Source organism: Aeromicrobium halocynthiae, from assembly GCF_039531385.1.
GTDB classification, from domain to species: Bacteria; Actinomycetota; Actinomycetes; order Propionibacteriales; family Nocardioidaceae; genus Aeromicrobium; species Aeromicrobium halocynthiae.
On sequence record NZ_BAAAPY010000009.1, the window covers coordinates 40,298 to 58,740 of the forward strand.

Consider the following 18,443-nt stretch of genomic DNA (forward strand, 5'->3'; position numbering starts at 1 on the left):
GTGTGCCCTCCCTCACACTGCCACACCGGCCGGTTCCTCTACCCTGCTCGGCATGAGCGACAACGCCCCCGCATCGTCCGGCGCACCCACACCGAACAGTCCCACTCTCGGCGACTCCGTCCCCGGCCACCTGCTCGTCGCGATCGACCACGTCGGCATCGCCGTGCCCGACCTCGACGCGGCCCTGGAGTTCTACTCCTCGACCTTCGGCCTGGAGTCCGTCCACGAGGAGGTCAACGAGGAGCAGGGTGTCCGCGAGGCCATGCTCGCCGTCGGCGACTCCGGCTCGTGCATCCAGCTGCTCGCCCCCCTGAGCGACGAGTCCACCATCGCCAAGTTCCTCGACCGCAACGGCCAGGGCGTCCAGCAGCTCGCCTACCGCGTGACCGACATCGACGCCGTCAGCGCCACCTTGCGCGACCGCGGCGTCCGCCTGCTCTACGACGTCCCCAAGCGGGGCACGTCCAACAGCCGGGTGAACTTCGTGCACCCCAAGGACGCCGGGGGCGTGCTGGTCGAGCTCGTCGAGCCCGGCGACGGTCACTGACCACCTCACCCGTCGGGCCGACGTGAGCCGTCCCACACCCGGCCCCGCCACGGCTACGGACCGGTAACATTCCCGCAACCCATCGACCCTGGAGGCCCCCGTGCAGCACATCCGCGACGCCATCCTCGCCGGCGACACGTCGCCCGAGGAATTCGCCGCCATCGAGATCCCCGACCACTACACCGCCGCGACCGTCCACAAGGACGAGGTGGACATGTTCGAGGGTCAGGCGAGCCGCGACAAAGACCCCCGCAAGTCCATCCACGTCGAGGACGTCGCCCTGCCCGAGCTCGGACCCGGTGAGGCGCTCGTCGCCGTCATGGCCAGCGCCATCAACTACAACACCGTCTGGACGTCGATCTTCGAGCCCGTCTCGACGTTCGGGTTCCTCGAGCGCTACGGCCGTCTGTCCGAGCTCACCAAGCGCCACGACCTGCCGTACCACGTCGTCGGCTCCGACCTCGCCGGCGTCGTGCTGCGCACCGGCCCTGGCGTCACCCAGTGGAAGCCCGGCGCCGAGGTCGTCGCCCACTGCCTCTCGGTCGAGCTCGAGGACCCGGCCGGTCACGACGACACCATGATGGATCCCCAGCAGCGCATCTGGGGCTTCGAGACGAACTTCGGCGGTCTCGCCCACATCGCCCTGGTCAAGTCCAACCAGCTCCTGCCGAAGCCCGACCACCTCACGTGGGAGGAGGCCGCCTCCCCCGGCCTCGTCAACGCCACGGCCTACCGCCAGCTGGTCTCGAAGAACGCCGGCAACATGAAGCAGGGCGACAACATCCTCATCTGGGGCGCCTCCGGCGGCCTGGGCGGCTTCGCCACGCAGTATGCGCTCAACGGTGGCGCCAACCCGATCTGCGTCGTCTCCAACGAGGAGAAGGCCAAGATCGTGCGCTCCATGGGCGCCGAGCACGTCATCAACCGTTCCGAGGAGAACTGGCAGTTCTGGAACGAGGACGGCACGAAGCAGAACCCCAAGGAGTGGCAGCGCCTCGGCAAGCGGATCCGCGAGCTCACCGGAGGCGAGGACATCGACATCGTCTTCGAGCACCCGGGCCGCGAGACGTTCGGTGCGTCGGTCTACGTCACCCGCAAGGGCGGCACGATCACCACGTGCGCGTCGACCACGGGATTCATGCACGAGTACGACAACCGCTACCTGTGGATGAACCTCAAGCGGATCGTCTCGAGCCACTTCGCCAACTACCGTGAGGCCTTCGAGGCCAACCGCCTCATCGCCCAGGGCAAGATCCACCCGACCGTCTCCAAGACGTACGCCCTCGAGGACGTCGGCCAGGCGGCGCTCGACGTCCACCACAACCTGCACCAGGGCAAGGTCGGCGTCCTGGCGCTGGCTCCGGAGGAGGGCCTCGGCGTGCGCGACGAGGAGTTCCGCGCCAAGCACATCGACGCGATCAACCGTTTCCGGGGCATCTGAGCGGACGCACGACCGGGACCCCCGTGACCATCGCCACGACGGTCACGGGGGTCTCGCACGTCCGGCTATGGTGGGAGCCGTTCGCACCCTGAGTCACGACGAGAGAGCCGAGCCAGCATGTCCGACCAGTCCGGATTGTCCATCTTCGACGCGGCCAGCAAGTCCGAGCAGGTGTCCTTCCCCCAGGCCCGACGCGGTGGGTACGACACCGACGCGGTCGATGCCTGGGCCCGCAACCAGGGCTCCCAGCTGCGCGAGGCCGCCACGACGATGCAGGCCCTGCGCGAGGAGAACGACGAGCTCCACGACCTCGTGTCCCAGCTGCGCGAGCGCCTCGAGGCCATCGACAAGCCCTCCTACGCCGGTCTCGGCGGTCACGCCGCCCAGCTGCTGAACCTTGCCGAGAAGGAGGCCGCCGACATTCGCTCGCGCGCCCAGCGCGAGGCCGACGAGCTCATCCGCGTGGCGGAGGAGGACGCCGAAATCCTGCGCACCACGGTCCGCAAGGAGGTCGAGGACCTGCGCAGCCGGGCGGCCTCCGAGCTCGAGCAGAAGCGTCGCAACCTCCTGGAGGAGGCCGAGTCACGCAGCGCCGAGGCGACGACCCACGCTGCCGACATCCGCGCCCAGGCCGAGCGCGAGGCCGAGCAGCTGCGCCTGGCCGCCGAGCAGGAGGCGCAGAACGCCCGCCTGGGCGCCCAGCGCGAGGTCGAGCAGGCCCGCGCCGCCGCTGACCGGGAGGTCACCGAGGCTCGTCGCGTGCTGGCGGTCGAGAAGGAGCGCCTCGCCCGCGAGGCCAGCGAGGCCCACGCCGCCGCCACCGAGCAGACCGCGAAGCTCGTCGCCGACGCCGAGTCCCGCGCCCAGGCCGCCGACGAGCGCGCCCGCAACCTCATGAAGCAGGCCGAGGCAGCCCGCGAGGCCAGCGGCGCCGAGACGGCTCGCATGATGGAGAACGCCAAGAGCGAGGCCGACGCACTGCTCGCCAACGCCCGCGCCGAGGCCGAGCACCTGCGCGCGTCGGCGACCACCGACGTCGAGCGCCAGACCCGGTCCCTGCGCGCCGAGGTGGAGGAGCTGCAGGCCCGGCGCCAGACGATCCTCGACCAGATGGGTCAGCTGCGCGACGTCATGGCGAGCTTCGCGGGCGTCCCGGCGCCTGCCGGGCAGGTCGAGCAGGCCCCGAGCGACGAGACGGTCGCCGAGGACGAGCCCGCGGAGGCACAGGCCACTGACGTCGAGGAGGTCTCGGACGCCGAGCAGACGCAGGTCGTGCCGGCGGTCCAGGACGATGCCGACGACGACGCCACGGCCATCCAGCCCGCCGTGCGCGACGACCAGCCCTGACCCCCTGCGTCCCGAGCAGAGCTCAGGCGAGCCGCTGCCAGCAGTCGCGGTGCCAGTGCCGACGCTCGTCGATCGCATCGGCGCTGAGCAACGCCTTCTCGACGGGCCAGACGAGGACGTGGGGCGTGGCCGGCGGGATGGGCCGGTGACAGCCCGGGCACGTGTAGGTCTTGGTCGCCGAGGCGCCGGTGAGGCGGCGCACGTGCCAGTCACCGCTGCGACGCCGCTCGACCTCGTCGCCGGGCGCGAAGGCAGGGCGCGACGACCCTGAGGGGCGACGGCGACGGCGGGGCACCGCTCGATGGTAGTCATCCGGCACGCCGCCTGCCGCACGGACACGGGGGACCGCACGGATGCACCGCCGGAAGGTCGACCCCACGCGACGGGGCCGACCACCGCGCGGTGGTCGGCCCCGTCGCGTGTGTCGACTCAGTAGGTGTGGAAGCCCTCGCCGGTCTTGCGACCCAGCTTGCCCTCGGCGACGACCTTCTGCAGGGTCGCCGCCGGCGTCCAGCCCTCGTGGCCGAACGCCTCGACGAGGGTCGTCTGGATCGCCAGCGACACGTCGTTGCCGACCACGTCGAGCAGCTCGAACGGACCCATGGGCAGCTTGGTGGCCTTCATGGCGTCGTCGATGTCGCCCATCGGGACACCCGACTCGTGCAGCCGCACGGCGTCGTTGAGGTAGGGGAACAGCAGGGCGTTGACGATGAACCCAGCGCGATCGCCGCAGGAGACCGGGTGCTTGCCGATGTCGAGGCACAGCGTCTTGACCGTGTCGGCCACCTCCGGGGAGGTGCCGTCGGCGCTGACGACCTCGACGAGCTTCATCACGGGGGCAGGGTTGAAGAAGTGCATGCCGATGACGTCGGCGGGACGTGACGTGACGGCGGCGCACTCGGCGATCGAGAGCGAGGACGTCGTCGTGGCGAGGATGGCGCCGGGCTTGCAGATGCGGTCGAGGTCGCGGAACAGCTCGAGCTTGATGTCCAGGTCCTCGGCGATGGCCTCGACGACGATGTCGACGTCGCCGAGCGCCTCGCGCTCGGTCGCGGCGGTGAGCCGGTCGATGACGGCGGACTTGCCGGCCTCGTCGAGCTTGCCCTTGGCGATCGCGCGGTCGAGGTTCTTCTCGACGCGCGCCTGGACGGCGGCGGCCTTCTCGTCGGTGCGCCCGACGAAGACGACGTCGTGGCCGGCCTTGGCGAAGACCTCGACGATGCCGGAGGCCATGGTGCCGGTGCCGACGACGCCGACCTTGGCGACGGGGTGGTGCGAGACCGGCTCCTCGGCGGCCGCGCCGGCGGAAGCCTCCTCGGCGAACGTGCTGGAGGAGACGGCGAGGCGCGCCAGCAGCGGCGCCGGGACGTGCAGCTGGTCACCCGTGCGCTCGTGGAGGTGGGCCAGGCCCTCGGCGACGGTCGAGGCGCCCAGGGCGTCGACGAGGTCGAGCGGACCGATCGGGTAGCCGCAGCCGAACCGCATCGCAGCATCGATGTCGGCCTTCGTCGCGTACCCGCTCTCGAACATCGTGGCGGCGTGGTTCAGGTAGGGGAACAACAGCGTCCGGGCGATCCCGGCGGCCTCGTCCTCGGCCGTGATGCGGTCGACGATCTCCTGCATGCCTACTCCTCGGTAATGATGGGGTCGTGACACACTAGCGTCCGACCACGTCGAGCGACAGGGAGCATGATGAAAGCCCGTATGACGATCGCCACAGGCCTCCTGGCCGCCAGCGGCCTGCTGCTCTCGGCCTGCGGGACCGGTGACGACCAGCCGGACCCGAGCGCCACGACCACCGCTCCCCCGACGGCCGCGCCGGCCCCCACCGCCTCCGACGAGCCGGCCATCGAGTCCGCCGAGGACCTCGTCGGCGAGTGGAGCGACCCCGCCGCGGAGTGGACGGTCACCTTCTCGGCCGACGGCACCTTCAGCGAGGACTTCCAGGGCAACGAGGGCTTCCGCACCGGCACCTACGAGGTCGAGGACGGCATCGTCTCGCTCGTCGGTGGCGACGGGAACACCGACAACGGCGAGATCGAGGGCGAGGGCATCGTCTTTCGCCTCGGCACCCTGACGAGGTCCTGAGTGCGACTCGTCGTCGCGCGCTGCCAGGTCGACTACGCCGGGCGGCTCACCGCCCACCTGCCCATGGCGACGCGCGTCATCATGGTCAAGGCCGACGGCTCGGTGCTCGTGCACTCCGACGGCGGGTCCTACAAGCCACTCAACTGGATGAGCCCGCCGTGCATGCTGCGCGAGGGCACGACCGACGACGGCGTGCTCGAGTGGACCGTCAGTGCCGCCAAGAGCGACGACACCCTGCGCATCCTCCTCGAGGAGGTCCTGCACGACTCCTCCCACGAGCTCGGCGTCGACCCGGGCCTGCGCAAGGACGGCGTCGAGAAGCACCTGCAGGAGCTGCTCGCCGAGCACACCGCCACCCTCGGCACCGGCATGAGCCTGGTGCGCCGCGAGTACATGACCGCGATCGGTCCGGTCGACCTGCTGTGCCGTGACGACGCCGGCGCCGCCGTGGCCGTGGAGATCAAGCGCCGCGGTGAGATCGACGGCGTCGAGCAGCTGACCCGCTACCTCGAGCTCATGAACCGCGACCCCCAGCTGCGACCCGTGCGCGGCGTCTTCGCCGCCCAGGAGATCAAGCCCCAGGCCCGGGTGCTCGCCGAGGACCGCGGCATCGAGTGCGTCGTGCTCGACTACGACGCCCTGCGCGGCATCGACGACCCCAGCCTGCGGTTGTTCTGACCCCCTGATCGGTGCCTGAGCAACCGAATGGGCCCGGCAATCCGTGATCGGTGCCTGAGCAACCTGATCATCGCCTCCTGGGTTGTTCAGACACCGATCGGACGACTCTCGACGATCGGTGCCTGAGCAACCTCGAGCCCGCGCTGGACGTTGCTCAGGCACCGATCAGCAACATCCCATCGATTCCGTTGCTCAGGCACCGATAGGGCGTCGCCTCACTGGATCGGGACGTCGAAGACCGCCGTGCCGAGCGCGTCCCAGCGTGCGATCTCGCAACCGTTCTGGCGGATGAAGCGGGCGTCGACCTCCACCCCGTCGAGGCTGCCGGTGATGGTGGCCTCCTGCGGGCCTCCGTAGATCATCGTGCACGGCTGGTCCTCGGGCACCGGCTCGAAGACCCCCGGGTCGGCGCCCGCCAGCACCTCGCAGGCCGCCTGCGCGTTCGGGTGGTCGCCCCCCACCGGGTCGCACTCCAACGTCATCACCCGCGGCTCCTCACCGGACTCCGGGTCGGCCTGAACCGTGATCGTCAGCGACGTCGCCGGATCGTCGGGGCCGTCCTCGTCGGATCCACCGCCGGAGTCCTGGGCGCACGCCGCGAGCACGGCGGCGGCGAGCCCCGCGACGACCACCAGCTCACGCACCGGCGATCCTCGGCGCCGTCGGGTCGGAGGCCTCGCTGCGACTCTCGCGCGCCACCCACTCCTCGATCCGGTCGACGTGGTCCTGCGAGCGGGTGACCACCGCCAGGAGGTCACCCATCGAGGCCACCTCCTCGACCTGCTCCTTGATGAACCACTGCATGAACTGCTCCGACGCGAGGTCACCGGCCTCGCGGGCGACGAGGGTCAGGGCGTTGATTTGGTCGGTCACGCGCCGCTCCTGCTCCAGGGCCACGGCCACCGGCTCCACGACGTCGGCGAACTCGCACCGGGGCGCCGACAGCGCCGGGATGCGCGGCACCTCGTCGGCGTCGAGGAGGTACTGCACCATCATCATCGCGTGGTCGCGCTCCTCCAGCGCCTGGGCGTAGAACAGCGCCGCGGTGCGCGGCATGGTCTGGGCGTCGAAGTACGTGGCGATCGCCACGTACTGCTGGTGGGCGTCGAACTCGTGCCCGACCTGCTCGTTGAGTGCGCTGACGAACTGCGGTGCTGCCACGTGATCTCCGATCGTCGGTCAGGTGAGGTGAGCCTCGCCTGAGGGCGTTACGCTGTGCGGGTGTCGAAGAAGTCCAAGGGGAAGTCCAAGGGACCAAAGAAGAAGTGCTGCGTGAGCAAGCCCAAGTGCAAGCGCTGTCCCCTGCGCATGATGAAGGAAGGCACGCTGCCCGACGGCTACACGGTCAAGAAGCGCAAGCTCGTCAAGGTCAAGGGCAAGGACACCGCCACGAAGTCCAAGACGTCCGTGACGACCACGGACTCCCCCTTGGCCGCGTGATCGTCCCATGACGCGAGCCTAGGCTCTGCCCGGTGCGGGCGCCAGGACCGGCGTCCGACGGCGCCGTCCGACGTCAGCCGACGTCGACGCCGTTCGCCCGCGCGATCTCGTCGGCGATGCGGCCCATGATGTCGGTCATGCCGAAGTCCTTGGGGGTGAACACCGCCGCGATCCCCTGCTGCTCGAGCCGCTTGGCGTCGGAGTCGGGGATGATGCCCCCGACGATGATCGGCACGTCTGCGGCCCCGGCGTCGGCCATCCGACGCTGGACGTCGGGCACCAGCTCCATGTGCGAGCCGGACAGGATCGACAAGCCCACGCAGTGGACGTCCTCGGCCACCGCTGCGGCGACGATCTGCTCCGGCGTCAGGCGGATGCCCTGGTAGACGACCTCGAAGCCCGCGTCGCGCGCCCGCACGGCGATCTGCTCGGCACCGTTGGAGTGCCCGTCCAGACCCGGCTTGCCGACGAGGAGGCGCAGACGCGTGCCCATCGACTCCCCGATGCCCTGCACCTTCTCGCGCACGGCCCGCAGCTCGCCACCGGCCTCCGCCGCTCCCACGGCGCCGGAGACGCCCGTGGGTGCACGGTACTCACCGAACACCTCACGCAGGGCACCGGACCACTCCCCCACGGTGGCACCGGCGCGGACGGCCGCGAGGGTCGCCTCCATCAGGTTGGTCTCGGTCTTCGCGAGCTTCTGCAGCTCCTCCAGCGCCTCATCGACGGCACCCTGGTCACGCTGCGAGCGCCACTGCTCGAGGTCGGCCTTCGCCTTCGCCTCGGCCTCGGGGTCGGCGACCATGATGGCGCCGTCGAGGTCGGCGGTCAGCGGCGACGGCTCGGTCTCGGTGTAGGAGTTCACGCCGACGACCTTGATGTCGCCCGCCTCGATCCTCGCGCGACGCTCGGCGTGCGAGGCGACGAGCTCGGACTTCATGTAGCCGGACTCGACCGCGGCGACGGCGCCACCCATGGCCTGGACCCGGTCGATCTCCGCCTGGGCGCCCTCGATGAGCTCGGCCACCTTGGCCTCGATGACGTGGGAACCGTCGAAGATGTCCTCGTACTCCAGCAGGTCGGACTCGAAGGCGAGCACCTGCTGCAGGCGCAGCGACCACTGCTGGTCCCACGGGCGCGGCAGGCCGAGGGCCTCGTTCCACGCCGGGAGCTGCACCGCCCGGGCGCGGGCGCTCTTGCTCAACGTCACGCCGAGCATCTCCAGCACGATCCGCTGGACGTTGTTCTCGGGCTGGGCCTCGGTGAGGCCGAGGGAGTTGACCTGGACGCCGTAGCGGAAGCGACGCATCTTCGGGTCCTGCACGCCGTAGCGCTCGCGCGTGATCTGCTCCCACATCTGCCCGAAGGCCCGCATCTTGCAGGTCTCCTCCACGAAGCGGACACCGGCGTTGACGAAGAACGAGATCCGCCCGACGACCTTCTCGAAGTCGGCCTCGTCGACCTGTCCGGAGTCCTTCACGGCGTCGAGCACGGCGATCGCGGTGCTGAGCGCGTAGGCGAGCTCCTGCGTGGGCGTCGCGCCGGCCTCCTGCAGGTGGTAGCTGCAGATGTTCAGCGGGTTCCACTTGGGGATGTTGTTGACCGTGTAGGCGATCATGTCCGTCGTCAGCCGCAGCGACGCCTCCGGCGGGAAGACGTAGGTCCCGCGCGAGAGGTACTCCTTGATGATGTCGTTCTGCGTCGTGCCGGCCAGCTGCTCCGGCTCGGCCCCCTGCTCCTCGGCCGCCACCTGGTACATCGCGAGCAGCCACATGGCGGTCGCGTTGATCGTCATGGAGGTGTTCATCTCCGACAGCGGGATGTCCTGGAAGAGGCGCCGCATGGCCCCCAGGTGAGGGATCGGGACACCGACCTTGCCCACCTCCCCACGCGCCAGGACGTGGTCGGGGTCGTACCCCGTCTGCGTCGGCAGGTCGAAGGCGACGGAGAGTCCGGTCTGGCCCTTGGCCAGGTTCTTGCGGTACAACGCATTGGACTCCGCAGCGGAGCTGTGGCCGGCGTAGGTGCGCATCACCCAGGGACGATCAGACATGCGGGCAGGTTACCGCGCTGTAACGTGACCTGGCACGCATTGTGACCAACGACGCCCGACGTCGTCGCGCGCGGCGGGCCGCAGGCGTGGGCGCCGCGCAGCGACGACCTAGACTCGCGCCATGGTCAACCTGACGCGCATCTACACCCGGACCGGGGACGACGGCACCACGAACCTCGTGGACTTCAGCCGGACGTCCAAGAACGACACGCGACTGGTGGCCTACGCCGACGTCGACGAGGCCAACAGCCACATCGGCGTCGCCCTCGCCTTCGACGAGCTGGCCGACGACGTCGCCAGGGTCCTGCGGCACGTGCAGAACGACCTCTTCGACGTCGGCGCGGACCTCGGCGCCCCCGTCGTGCCGGACCCGCCGCACCCGCAGCTGCGCGTCGAGCCGGACTACGTCGAGCGGCTGGAGCAGTGGTGCGACGAGTACAACGAGCAGATCGAGCCGCTGCGCTCGTTCATCCTGCCCGGGGGCACCCGGTCCGCCGCCGCCCTGCACGTCGCCCGCACGGTGACGCGACGTGCCGAGCGGGCGGCCTGGGCCGCGATCGACGAGCACGGCGACTCGATGAACACCCTCACGGCCACCTACCTGAACCGGCTCAGCGACCTGCTGTTCATCCTCGGCCGGTGCGCGAACGCCGAGGAGGGTGACGTCCTCTGGGTCCCGGGCGGCGAGCGCAGCGCCTCGCGGGATGCCGACCCGACGGACTGATCGACCGCAGCACTCGGTCGTCGGCACCACGACGACAGCGACCCCGGCCGATCGGCCGGGGTCGCTGTGCGTGGGTCGGGCTGGTCGGTCAGTACCAGTCGATGCGCTGGGTCGAGACGCCGCCGGTCTTGGTCTTGGCGGACTCCCAGTCGATGGCCTGCGTGCCGGAGCTCTTGGCCGGCGCGGCGGAGGCCGACGTGGACATCGGGACGATCGCGACGGCGGCGGCGAAGACGCCGACCACCAGGCGGCGTGCCAGGGGGCGGTTGGACATGGGGGTTCTCCCTCGACGGTGGGTGGGCCCCAGGGTGGAGCGCCTCAGCCATTCTGCTCGCCACCACCGGTGAAGTCAACGACTCCGCCCGCGCCTGCACCCGTCCTCGGACGATCATCCGGGCCGCGTCACAGCACGCGGTTGACGCTGCGCCCGGGCGGGGACGACTCGAGCCACGCGAGCAGCCCGGTGAGGGCGCCGGCACTGACGGAGACCTGACGCACCTGGTCGGCCTGACTCGCGGCGACCACCACGTGCCCGGCGTAGATGGCGTGCGCCTCCGAACCCTGCGGCAGCCGCCGTCCCTCCACCTGCATCTCGCCACGCACGAAGCGGTACCGCGGTCGCAGGCGGAAGGAGAACGTCCGGTACCAGTCGAGCGTGTCGGCGCCGTACACGGCGACGCCGAGCATCCACCCCGCCGCACCCGGTTCGGTGCGCCGGTTGACGCTCATGTCGAAGGCGCCGCGCCGGGTGAGGACCCGACGACGCACGGCGAGGGCGAGCAGCACCAGGACGGTGCCGATCACGACCAGGCCGAGCACGTCGATCACCCACCACCACCACGGCACGACGCTCTCCTCACTGCGTCAGGCGGGAACGGGCCTCAGGCCAGCTCGACCCCGCGAAGCTTCGCCTCGGCCCGACGGATGAGCTCCTCGTCACCCTCGCTCCTGGCGCGCTCGAGCTCGGCCTTGGCATGGGCCTCGTCGATCTCGCCGGCCAGGTGCGCGACCTCGGACAGGATCGAGATCCGGTCGTCGGCCACGGACAGGAAGCCGTCCTCGACGACGGCGAAGACCCGCTCGCCGCCGGCGTCGATCCGCACGACGCCCGGCTGCAAGATCGCCAGCAGCGGCGCGTGCCCGGCCAACACCCCGAGGTCGCCCTCGGTGGTGCGGACCGAGACCTCCGACGCGTCACCGGACCACAGGGTCCGGTCGGCGGCGACCAGCTCGACGTGCAGGACGTCCTCGCCCGCCATCAGGAGTTCTTCTGGATCTCGGCCCACTTCGCGTCGACGTCCTCGAGACCGCCGCACATGAAGAAGGCCTGCTCGGCCACGTGGTCGTACTCGCCGTCGCAGATCTTGGTGAAGGCGTCGATGGTCTCGTCGAGCGGGACCGTGGAGCCCTCGATGCCGGTGAACTGCTTGGCGACGTAGGTGTTCTGGCTCAGGAAGCGCTGGATGCGACGGGCGCGCGAGACGATCGTCTTGTCCTCCTCGCTGAGCTCGTCGACACCGAGGATCGCGATGATGTCCTGCAGCTCCTTGTTGCGCTGCAGGATGCTCTTGACCCGGTTGGCGACCGCGTAGTGGTCGGCAGCGATGTAGCGGGGGTCGAGGATGCGCGAGGTCGACGTCAGCGGGTCCACCGCGGGGTAGATGCCCATCGAGGCGATCTCTCGGTTGAGCTCGGTGGTGGCGTCCAGGTGCGCGAACGTCGTGGCCGGCGCCGGGTCGGTGTAGTCGTCGGCCGGCACGTAGATCGCCTGCATGGAGGTGATCGAGTTGCCTCGCGTCGAGGTGATCCGCTCCTGCAGCACGCCCATCTCGTCGGCCAGGGTCGGCTGGTAGCCCACCGCGGACGGCATGCGGCCGAGCAGCGTGGAGACCTCCGAGCCGGCCTGCGTGAACCGGAAGATGTTGTCGATGAACAGCAGCACGTCCTGGTTCTGGACGTCGCGGAAGTACTCGGCCATCGTCAGCGCGGACAGGGCGACGCGAAGGCGCGCTCCGGGCGGCTCGTCCATCTGGCCGAAGACCAGGGCGACCTTGTCGAGGACGCCGGACTCCTCCATCTCGACGATGAGGTCGTTGCCCTCACGGGTGCGCTCGCCGACACCGGCGAAGACGGACACACCGTCGTGGTCCTTGGCGACACGGGCGATCATCTCCTGGATCAGCACGGTCTTGCCGACACCGGCACCACCGAACAGGCCGATCTTGCCGCCGAGCACGTACGGCGTCAGCAGGTCGATGACCTTGATGCCCGTCTGGAACATCTCGGTCTTGGACTCGAGCTGGTCGAAGGTCGGCGCCTTGCGGTGGATGCCCCAGCGCTCGGGGGCCTCGAAGGTCTCGCCCTCCTCGAGGTTCATCACGTCGCCGGTGGTGTTGAACACGCGACCGAGGGTCGCGTCGCCGACGGGCACCTCGATCGGTGCGCCGGTGTTCACGACGGTGGAGCCGCGGACGATGCCGTCGGTCGGGCGCAGGCTGATCGCGCGGACCAGGCCGTCACCGATGTGCTGGGCGACCTCGAGGGTCAAGGTCTCGGTGACGCCGTCGATCGTGGTGTCGACCTTGAGGGCGTTGTAGATCTCCGGCATGGAGTCCGAGGGGAACTCGATGTCCAGCACCGGACCGATGACCCGGGCGACGCGTCCGTTCACGGGCGTGCCAGGCGTGGTGGTGGTCTCTTCAGCGGTTGCAGTCATGTCTCTCACTCATTCCCAGCGGAGCTGGACAGCGCTTCCACGCCGCCCACGATCTCGCTGATCTCCTGGGTAATCCCGGCCTGGCGGGCCTGGTTGGCAATGCGGGTGTACTTCTCGATGAGGTCCTGGGCGTTGTCGGTGGCCGACTTCATCGCCTTCTGGCGGGCGGCGAGCTCGGAGGCCGCGGCCTGCAGGAGGCAGAAGTAGATGCGGCTGTTGACGTACTTCGGCAGCAGCGCATCCAGCACCTCCTCCGACGACGGCTCGAACTCGTACAACGGCAGGAGCTCGCTCTCGTCGGGCTCCTCGGTGCCCTCGACGACCTCCAGCGGGAGCAGACGGATGACGTCGGGCTCCTGCGTGAGCATCGAGCGGAACCGCGTGAACACGATGTGCAGCTCATCGACCGCACGGGAGGGGTCGAGCCCCGCTTCCTCGCTCGCCTCGGGGTCCTCGTCGTCGGCCCGGAAGGCCGCGGTCAGGGTGTCGCCGATCTCGCGGGCGTGGACGTACTCCGGACGGTCGGAGTAGCCGGTCCAGGACTCGACGAAGTCGCGCTGGCGGAAGCTGAAGTAGGCGACGCCCTTGCGTCCGGAGAGGTAGAGGTCGACCTCCTTGCCGTCCGCCCGCAGCTTCTCGCCGAGCCGCTCGGCCTCCTTCAGCACACCCGAGGAGTAGGACCCCGCCAGACCACGGTCGCTGGTGATGACCAGGACCGCCGCCTTCTTGGGGTTCTCCTTCTCGGTGGTGAGCGGATGATCGACCCCGGAGAACGTCGCGACGGCCGAGACCGCGCGCGTCAGCTCGCGGGCGTACGGCGTCGCCGCCGCCGCCTGCTGCTGGGCCTTGATGATCCGGGAGGCGGCGATCAGCTCCATGGCGCGCGTGATCTTCTTGGTCGCCTGTGTCGACCTGATCTTCGCGCGCATCTCGCGCACGGACGCTGCCATGGGTGATCAGCCTCGCTTCTGCTTGACGATCTGCTCCTGCTCGACGTCCTCGTCGTCAAGAGCCTCGAACTCCTCGTGACCGACGCGGATGCGCTCACCCTCGCTGGTCTCGAACTGCTCGAGGAAGGAGGTGTAGGCGTCCTCGAGGGCCGACTCGGAGTCGTCCTCGAACTTCCCGGACTCGCGGATCGCGTCGAAGATGCCCGAGTGCGACCGCATGACGAACTCGAGGAACTCCTCCTCGAACCGGTTCACGTCCTGCACCGGGACGGGGTCGAGCTTGCCGGACGTGGCCGCCCAGATGGAGACGACCTGCTGCTCGACGGGGAACGGCTTGTACTGACCCTGCTTGAACAGCTCCATGAGGCGCTGTCCACGGGCCAGCTGGGCCTTGGACGCCGCGTCGAGGTCGGAGGCGAACATCGCGAACGCCTCCATCGCGCGGTACTGCGCGAGCTCGACCTTGAGCGAACCGGTGACGGCCTTCATCGACTTGGTCATGGCGGCGCCACCGACGCGCGAGACCGAGATGCCGACGTCGACCGCGGGGCGCTGGTTGGCGTTGAAGAGGTCCGACTGCAGGAAGATCTGACCGTCGGTGATGGAGATGACGTTGGTCGGGATGAAGGCCGAGACGTCGTTGGCCTTGGTCTCGATGATCGGCAGACCGGTCATCGAGCCCGCACCCAGCTCGTCGCTGAGCTTGGCGCAACGCTCCAACAGGCGCGAGTGGAGGTAGAAGACGTCGCCCGGGTAGGCCTCGCGGCCCGGCGGGCGGCGCAGCAGCAGCGAGACGGCGCGGTAGGCGTCGGCCTGCTTGGAGAGGTCGTCGAAGATGATCAGGACGTGCTTGCCCTGGTACATCCAGTGCTGGCCGATGGCCGAACCGGTGTAGGGCGCCAGGTACTTGAAGCCGGCCGACTCCGACGCGGGCGCCGAGACGATGGTCGTGTACTCCAGGGCGCCGGCGTCCTCGAGCGCGCCGCGCACCGAGGCGATCGTCGAGCCCTTCTGGCCGATGCCCACGTAGATGCAGCGGACCTGCTTGGACGGGTCGCCGGACTCCCAGAACTCCTTCTGGTTGATGATCGTGTCGATCGCGATCGCGGTCTTGCCGGTCTGGCGGTCGCCGATGATCAGCTGACGCTGGCCGCGGCCGATGGGCGTCAGGGAGTCGATGGCCTTGATGCCGGTCAGCATCGGCTCGTGCACGGACTTGCGCTGCACCACCGAGGGGGCCTGCAGCTCCAGGGCGCGGCGCTCGCTCGTCTCGATCTCGCCGAGGCCGTCGACGGGGTTGCCGAGGGGATCGACGACGCGGCCGAGATAGTTGTCGCCGACGGGGACGGACAGGACCTCGCCGGTGCGGCGGACCTTCTGTCCCTCCTCGATGCCGGAGAAGTCACCGAGGATGACGACGCCGATCTCGCGGACGTCGAGGTTCAGTGCGAGGCCCAGCGTGCCGTCCTCGAACTCGAGCAGCTCGTTGGCCATGGCCGAGGGCAGACCCTCGACGTGCGCGATGCCGTCGGAGGCGTCGGAGACGACGCCGACCTCCTCGGTGGTGCTGGAGCTCGGGGAGTAGTCCGACACGAACTGCTGGAGCGCGTCGCGGATCTCCTCCGGACGGATGGAGAGTTCCGTCATGTCTGTGCCTGCCTTCTGTGGTTCGTGCTTCAGCCTGCGAGCTGCCGACGGGCAGCCTCGAGGCGACTGGACATGGTGCCGTCGACGACCTCGCTGCCGACGGAGACGGCGATGCCTCCGACGACCGAGGGGTCGACGACGATGTTGAGGTGGACGCCGCGGCCGTACCTGGCCGCCAGCGCCGAGGTGAGGCGCTCCTGCTCGTCCTCACCGAGGTCGTAGGCGACGCGCACGAGCGCGACGACCCGGTCACGCCGGGTGGCGGCGAGGTCGCCGAAGCCCTTCAGCACCCGCTCGAACGACCCGGCGCGACCGACGACGGCCTGGTGGACGAGGTCGAGGGTCTGGCCCTTGACCTTGCCGGCGAACAGGCGGTCGACGAGCGTCAGCCGGTGCTCGATCGGCACGGTGCGGTCGGCGATGACCGCGCGCAGCTCGTCGTCGGAGGCGATCGCCTGGCCGACCTCGAAGAGCTCGGTCTCGACGTCGTCGAGGGTGCCCTCGGCGTCCGCGGAGGCCACGAGCGCCGCGACGCCCGCCGTCTCGAGGCCGTCGGTGAGGTCGCGCCCGGCCGCCCAGCGGCCACCGACGGCGACCGAGAGCACCGACAGGGTCTGCGAGGAGATCTTGCCCTCGAAGACGGACGCGGCCAGGGCCTTCTTGGCCTCGGCCTGCGTGGACGGGTCGGTGAGGACCCGTCGCAGTGCCGCGGCGCCGTCGAGCACGCCGACCACGGAGAAGAGCTCGGTGCCCAGCGCGGCCGCGGAGGCCGCGTCGGCGGACTCCACCGCCTGGAGGACCTCGTCGCGCGAGGCCGCTGAGATTCCGCGCATGTCCGCGCTCGTAGAGGAGCTCATCAGTGGGAGGACTCCTCGAGCTCGGCGATGAAGCGCTCGACGGTGCGACGCTGGCGCGCCTCGTCGTCGAGGGCCTCGCCCACGATGCGCCCGGCGAGCTCGGTGGCGATGGTGCCCACCTCGGCCTTCAGCTGCGCGAGCACCTGCGAACGCTCGGCCTCGACCTGCGCGTGCGCGGTGGCCGTGATGCGCTCGGCCTCCTCCTTGGCCTGGGCCCGGAGCTCGACGACGATCTGCGCGCCCTGCTCCTTGGCCTCCTCGCGGATGCGAGCGGCCTCGTGACGGGCCTCGGCGAGCTGGGCGTTGTACTTCTCCAGCGCGGCCTGGGCCTCCTTCTGCGCGGCCTGGGCCTCCTCGATGCCACCCTCGATGGCGGCCGTCCGATCGGCGTACGCCTTCTCGAAGTTGGGCACCACGAACTTGGCCACCAGGAAGATCAGGATGCCGAAGAAGACGGCGCCCATGATCACCTCGGGCAGGAACGGGATGAGGGGGTTCATCTCGTAGCCCTCGGCGGTGTGAAGGGTCGTGCTCACGACGTCACCTCGATCTTGGTCAACTGGGGTCCGGTCACGGGATAGGTGCCCGCGACTAGCTCAGGACGAAGGCGAGGGCGATGCCGATGATCGCGAGGGCCTCGGCCAGGGCGAAGCCGAGGATGGCGATCGTCTGCAGACGACCCTGCGCCTCGGGCTGACGGGCCACGCCGTTGATGTAGGCGGCGAAGATCAGACCGACGGCGAGACCGGGGCCGATCGTCGCGAGGCCGTAACCGATCATGTTCAGCGAACCACCCATTGTGGCTGTCCTTTCGTTCTCGGCGCCCTGCGGCGCCGCTCGGGAGAATCGTATGCAGTTGTACCGAGCCGACGGGTGCCGGATCAGTGCTCGTCGGCGAGCGAACCGCCGACGTAGATGGCGGTCAGGAGCGTGAAGACGTACGCCTGGAGGAACATGACCAGGATCTCCAGGAAACCGATGAGGATGAACATGATCGCCGAGCCGAAGCCAGCGATGATGTTGAGACCACCCAGGTCGAGGATCAGGTAGGCCGCGCCCATCGAGAACAGGATGAGCAGCAGGTGGCCGGCGAACATGGTGGCGAAGAGTCGCAGCGCCAGGGTGAAGGGCCGGACGATGATGTTGGAGAAGAACTCCAGCGGGATGAGGACGATCAGGATCGGGCCGTTGACGCCGGCCGGCATGGTCTGCAGCTTCAGGTAGCCGAGCAGGCCGTGCTTGGCGACGCCGACGCCGTTGTAGAGCAGCCACGTGATGCCGGCGAGGGCGGCGGTGAAGCCGATCCGCGAGAACGTCGGGAACTGCAGCACCGGGATCAGGCCGTAGTAGTTGTTCACCAGGATGATGAAGAACAACGACACGAGGTACGGCATGAAGCGCAGGAAGTGCTCGGAGCCGATGTTGTCGCGCGCGACGTTGCGCACGAACCCGTAGGCCATCTCACCGGCGAACTGCAGCCGACCCGGCACGACGGCCGCCTGGCGCGAGGCGGCCCACAGGACGCCCGCGATGAGCGGGACCGAGAGCAGCAGCAGGACCATCGGCTTGGTGACGCCGAGGCCGGCGACCTCGAACAGCGGCGGCAGGTCGAAGCTGGAGGGGCTCGGGATGTACGGGCCGCGCTCGGTGGCGGCCAGTCCCGACGGTGCAGCGAAGGTCACTCATCACCCTTTGTCTCATGGCGCGGTCGCGGTCTCGTGAGTCCGCCGACGGCCGACGTCATGTCATCGTGTCGCAGCGAGGCCCAGACCGTCCAGATGCCCAAACCGGCACCCAGCACGACTCCGATCCCCACCATGAACGTCGTGCCCCACCAGCGATCCAGTCCGAACCCGATGGCGCCGTACAGGACGACGCCGGCCACGATCCGACTGAAGGAGACCCAGGGGTCCACCGGCGGTGCAGTCTCGCTCATTGCACGAGCAGGCTAGCAG

23 protein-coding genes are annotated in these 18,443 nt (G+C 69.5%); 7 read left to right on the plus strand and 16 right to left on the minus strand.

All coding sequences use genetic code 11. From position 1 onward, the window contains the following. Nucleotides 1-52 precede the first annotated feature (52 nt). From mce to ABD213_RS12060, 3 genes are all read left to right on the plus strand, one after another. On the plus strand, nucleotides 53-547 hold the full coding sequence (gene mce, locus ABD213_RS12050) for a methylmalonyl-CoA epimerase (protein ID WP_344328883.1): 495 nt from the start codon (nucleotides 53-55) through the stop codon (nucleotides 545-547). A 100-nt stretch (nucleotides 548-647) separates the two neighbouring features. Continuing rightward, nucleotides 648-1,988 (plus strand): crotonyl-CoA carboxylase/reductase, encoded by a 1,341-nt coding sequence (gene ccrA / locus ABD213_RS12055; protein WP_344328887.1) that lies wholly within the window; start codon nucleotides 648-650, stop codon nucleotides 1,986-1,988. A 117-nt stretch (nucleotides 1,989-2,105) separates the two neighbouring features. Further along, nucleotides 2,106-3,335: a DivIVA domain-containing protein gene (locus tag ABD213_RS12060; protein WP_344328892.1), complete on the plus strand. Its 1,230-nt coding sequence runs from the start codon at nucleotides 2,106-2,108 to the stop codon at nucleotides 3,333-3,335. Between the two features lie 22 nt (nucleotides 3,336-3,357). Here ABD213_RS12060 and ABD213_RS12065 read toward each other — a convergent pair whose 3' ends face one another. Then, on the minus strand, nucleotides 3,358-3,630 hold the full coding sequence (locus ABD213_RS12065; protein ID WP_344328895.1) for a hypothetical protein: 273 nt from the start codon (nucleotides 3,628-3,630) through the stop codon (nucleotides 3,358-3,360). Nucleotides 3,631-3,764: 134 nt separating this feature from the next. Continuing rightward, the gene (locus ABD213_RS12070) at nucleotides 3,765-4,958 is read right to left on the minus strand and encodes a 3-hydroxyacyl-CoA dehydrogenase family protein (RefSeq protein ID WP_344328898.1); all 1,194 of its coding nucleotides are present in this window, start codon (nucleotides 4,956-4,958) and stop codon (nucleotides 3,765-3,767) included. An 81-nt stretch (nucleotides 4,959-5,039) separates the two neighbouring features. Here ABD213_RS12070 and ABD213_RS12075 point away from each other — a divergent pair, with 81 nt between their 5' ends. Together ABD213_RS12075 and nucS are read left to right on the plus strand one after the other, a co-directional pair. Continuing rightward, nucleotides 5,040-5,423 carry a hypothetical protein gene (locus tag ABD213_RS12075; protein WP_344328903.1) on the plus strand — a complete coding sequence of 128 codons (384 nt, stop codon included), beginning with the start codon at nucleotides 5,040-5,042 and terminating at the stop codon, nucleotides 5,421-5,423. Continuing rightward, nucleotides 5,424-6,101 carry an endonuclease NucS gene (nucS, locus tag ABD213_RS12080; protein ID WP_344328909.1) on the plus strand — a complete coding sequence of 226 codons (678 nt, stop codon included), beginning with the start codon at nucleotides 5,424-5,426 and terminating at the stop codon, nucleotides 6,099-6,101. Between the two features lie 215 nt (nucleotides 6,102-6,316). Here the strand turns inward: nucS and ABD213_RS12085 are convergent, their stop codons facing one another. Next, entirely contained in the window at nucleotides 6,317-6,745 is a 429-nt protein-coding gene (locus tag ABD213_RS12085; RefSeq protein ID WP_344328914.1) for an SSI family serine proteinase inhibitor, read from the minus strand. Further along, nucleotides 6,738-7,262 (minus strand): ferritin, encoded by a 525-nt coding sequence (locus ABD213_RS12090; protein ID WP_344328919.1) that lies wholly within the window; start codon nucleotides 7,260-7,262, stop codon nucleotides 6,738-6,740. Before ABD213_RS12090 ends, ABD213_RS12085 begins: the two co-directional genes overlap by 8 nt. Before the next feature lie 111 nt (nucleotides 7,263-7,373). On the opposite strand from ABD213_RS12090, the gene ABD213_RS12095 reads away from it, so the two are divergent. Beyond that, nucleotides 7,374-7,541: a hypothetical protein gene (locus tag ABD213_RS12095; protein WP_344328924.1), complete on the plus strand. Its 168-nt coding sequence runs from the start codon at nucleotides 7,374-7,376 to the stop codon at nucleotides 7,539-7,541. Nucleotides 7,542-7,614: 73 nt separating this feature from the next. Here ABD213_RS12095 and ABD213_RS12100 read toward each other — a convergent pair whose 3' ends face one another. Continuing rightward, nucleotides 7,615-9,594 carry a protein meaA gene (locus ABD213_RS12100; RefSeq protein ID WP_344328928.1) on the minus strand — a complete coding sequence of 660 codons (1,980 nt, stop codon included), beginning with the start codon at nucleotides 9,592-9,594 and terminating at the stop codon, nucleotides 7,615-7,617. 121 nt (nucleotides 9,595-9,715) lie between these two features. Here ABD213_RS12100 and ABD213_RS12105 point away from each other — a divergent pair, with 121 nt between their 5' ends. After that, nucleotides 9,716-10,318 carry a cob(I)yrinic acid a,c-diamide adenosyltransferase gene (locus ABD213_RS12105; protein ID WP_344328933.1) on the plus strand — a complete coding sequence of 201 codons (603 nt, stop codon included), beginning with the start codon at nucleotides 9,716-9,718 and terminating at the stop codon, nucleotides 10,316-10,318. 88 nt (nucleotides 10,319-10,406) lie between these two features. On the opposite strand, the gene ABD213_RS12110 is transcribed toward ABD213_RS12105, so the two are convergent. The 11 genes from ABD213_RS12110 to ABD213_RS12160 all read right to left on the minus strand — a co-directional run bounded on the left by ABD213_RS12110 (nucleotide 10,407) and on the right by ABD213_RS12160 (nucleotide 18,424). Next, nucleotides 10,407-10,592, minus strand: a complete 186-nt coding sequence (locus ABD213_RS12110) for a hypothetical protein (RefSeq protein WP_344328937.1) — start codon at nucleotides 10,590-10,592, stop codon at nucleotides 10,407-10,409. 128 nt (nucleotides 10,593-10,720) lie between these two features. Further along, complete coding sequence (locus ABD213_RS12115) at nucleotides 10,721-11,164, minus strand: DUF2550 domain-containing protein (RefSeq protein ID WP_344328940.1); 444 nt, start codon at nucleotides 11,162-11,164, stop codon at nucleotides 10,721-10,723. A gap of 35 nt (nucleotides 11,165-11,199) precedes the next feature. Then, a complete protein-coding gene (locus ABD213_RS12120) occupies nucleotides 11,200-11,577 on the minus strand; it encodes a F0F1 ATP synthase subunit epsilon (RefSeq protein WP_344328945.1) in 378 nt (125 codons plus the stop codon). Beyond that, complete coding sequence (gene atpD / locus ABD213_RS12125) at nucleotides 11,577-13,034, minus strand: F0F1 ATP synthase subunit beta (protein ID WP_344328950.1); 1,458 nt, start codon at nucleotides 13,032-13,034, stop codon at nucleotides 11,577-11,579. Before atpD ends, ABD213_RS12120 begins: the two co-directional genes overlap by 1 nt. A 5-nt stretch (nucleotides 13,035-13,039) precedes the next feature. Then, the gene (locus tag ABD213_RS12130; RefSeq protein ID WP_344328954.1) at nucleotides 13,040-13,984 is read right to left on the minus strand and encodes a F0F1 ATP synthase subunit gamma; all 945 of its coding nucleotides are present in this window, start codon (nucleotides 13,982-13,984) and stop codon (nucleotides 13,040-13,042) included. Between the two features lie 6 nt (nucleotides 13,985-13,990). Continuing rightward, a complete protein-coding gene (atpA, locus tag ABD213_RS12135; protein WP_344328956.1) occupies nucleotides 13,991-15,631 on the minus strand; it encodes a F0F1 ATP synthase subunit alpha in 1,641 nt (546 codons plus the stop codon). Nucleotides 15,632-15,660: 29 nt separating this feature from the next. Then, entirely contained in the window at nucleotides 15,661-16,464 is an 804-nt protein-coding gene (locus ABD213_RS12140) for a F0F1 ATP synthase subunit delta (RefSeq protein ID WP_344328958.1), read from the minus strand. Between the two features lie 23 nt (nucleotides 16,465-16,487). Beyond that, nucleotides 16,488-17,024, minus strand: coding sequence for a F0F1 ATP synthase subunit B (locus tag ABD213_RS12145; RefSeq protein ID WP_344328961.1), 537 nt, complete (start codon nucleotides 17,022-17,024; stop codon nucleotides 16,488-16,490). Between the two features lie 55 nt (nucleotides 17,025-17,079). Next, nucleotides 17,080-17,286, minus strand: coding sequence for an ATP synthase F0 subunit C (atpE, locus tag ABD213_RS12150; RefSeq protein WP_344328964.1), 207 nt, complete (start codon nucleotides 17,284-17,286; stop codon nucleotides 17,080-17,082). Nucleotides 17,287-17,369: 83 nt separating this feature from the next. Further along, entirely contained in the window at nucleotides 17,370-18,170 is an 801-nt protein-coding gene (gene atpB, locus ABD213_RS12155; RefSeq protein WP_344328967.1) for a F0F1 ATP synthase subunit A, read from the minus strand. Then, nucleotides 18,167-18,424 (minus strand): AtpZ/AtpI family protein, encoded by a 258-nt coding sequence (locus ABD213_RS12160; RefSeq protein WP_344328969.1) that lies wholly within the window; start codon nucleotides 18,422-18,424, stop codon nucleotides 18,167-18,169. The genes atpB and ABD213_RS12160 overlap by 4 nt, the downstream gene beginning before the upstream one ends. Nucleotides 18,425-18,443 lie beyond the last annotated feature (19 nt).

What these genes read in the sequence shown, in the direction of transcription:
- mce (WP_344328883.1), top strand. Translation starts at nt 53, where the DNA reads ATGAGCGACAACGCCCCCGCATCGTCCGGCGCACCCACACCGAACAGT.
- ABD213_RS12060 (WP_344328892.1), top strand. Translation starts at nt 2,106, where the DNA reads ATGTCCGACCAGTCCGGATTGTCCATCTTCGACGCGGCCAGCAAGTCC.
- ABD213_RS12070 (WP_344328898.1), bottom strand. Translation starts at nt 4,958, where the DNA reads ATGCAGGAGATCGTCGACCGCATCACGGCCGAGGACGAGGCCGCCGGG.
- ABD213_RS12075 (WP_344328903.1), top strand. Translation starts at nt 5,040, where the DNA reads ATGACGATCGCCACAGGCCTCCTGGCCGCCAGCGGCCTGCTGCTCTCG.
- ABD213_RS12100 (WP_344328928.1), bottom strand. Translation starts at nt 9,594, where the DNA reads ATGTCTGATCGTCCCTGGGTGATGCGCACCTACGCCGGCCACAGCTCC.
- ABD213_RS12105 (WP_344328933.1), top strand. Translation starts at nt 9,716, where the DNA reads ATGGTCAACCTGACGCGCATCTACACCCGGACCGGGGACGACGGCACC.
- ABD213_RS12110 (WP_344328937.1), bottom strand. Translation starts at nt 10,592, where the DNA reads ATGTCCAACCGCCCCCTGGCACGCCGCCTGGTGGTCGGCGTCTTCGCC.
- ABD213_RS12120 (WP_344328945.1), bottom strand. Translation starts at nt 11,577, where the DNA reads ATGGCGGGCGAGGACGTCCTGCACGTCGAGCTGGTCGCCGCCGACCGG.
- atpD (WP_344328950.1), bottom strand. Translation starts at nt 13,034, where the DNA reads ATGACTGCAACCGCTGAAGAGACCACCACCACGCCTGGCACGCCCGTG.
- ABD213_RS12130 (WP_344328954.1), bottom strand. Translation starts at nt 13,984, where the DNA reads ATGGCAGCGTCCGTGCGCGAGATGCGCGCGAAGATCAGGTCGACACAG.
- atpA (WP_344328956.1), bottom strand. Translation starts at nt 15,631, where the DNA reads ATGACGGAACTCTCCATCCGTCCGGAGGAGATCCGCGACGCGCTCCAG.
- ABD213_RS12140 (WP_344328958.1), bottom strand. Translation starts at nt 16,464, where the DNA reads ATGCGCGGAATCTCAGCGGCCTCGCGCGACGAGGTCCTCCAGGCGGTG.
- atpE (WP_344328964.1), bottom strand. Translation starts at nt 17,286, where the DNA reads ATGGGTGGTTCGCTGAACATGATCGGTTACGGCCTCGCGACGATCGGC.
- ABD213_RS12160 (WP_344328969.1), bottom strand. Translation starts at nt 18,424, where the DNA reads ATGAGCGAGACTGCACCGCCGGTGGACCCCTGGGTCTCCTTCAGTCGG.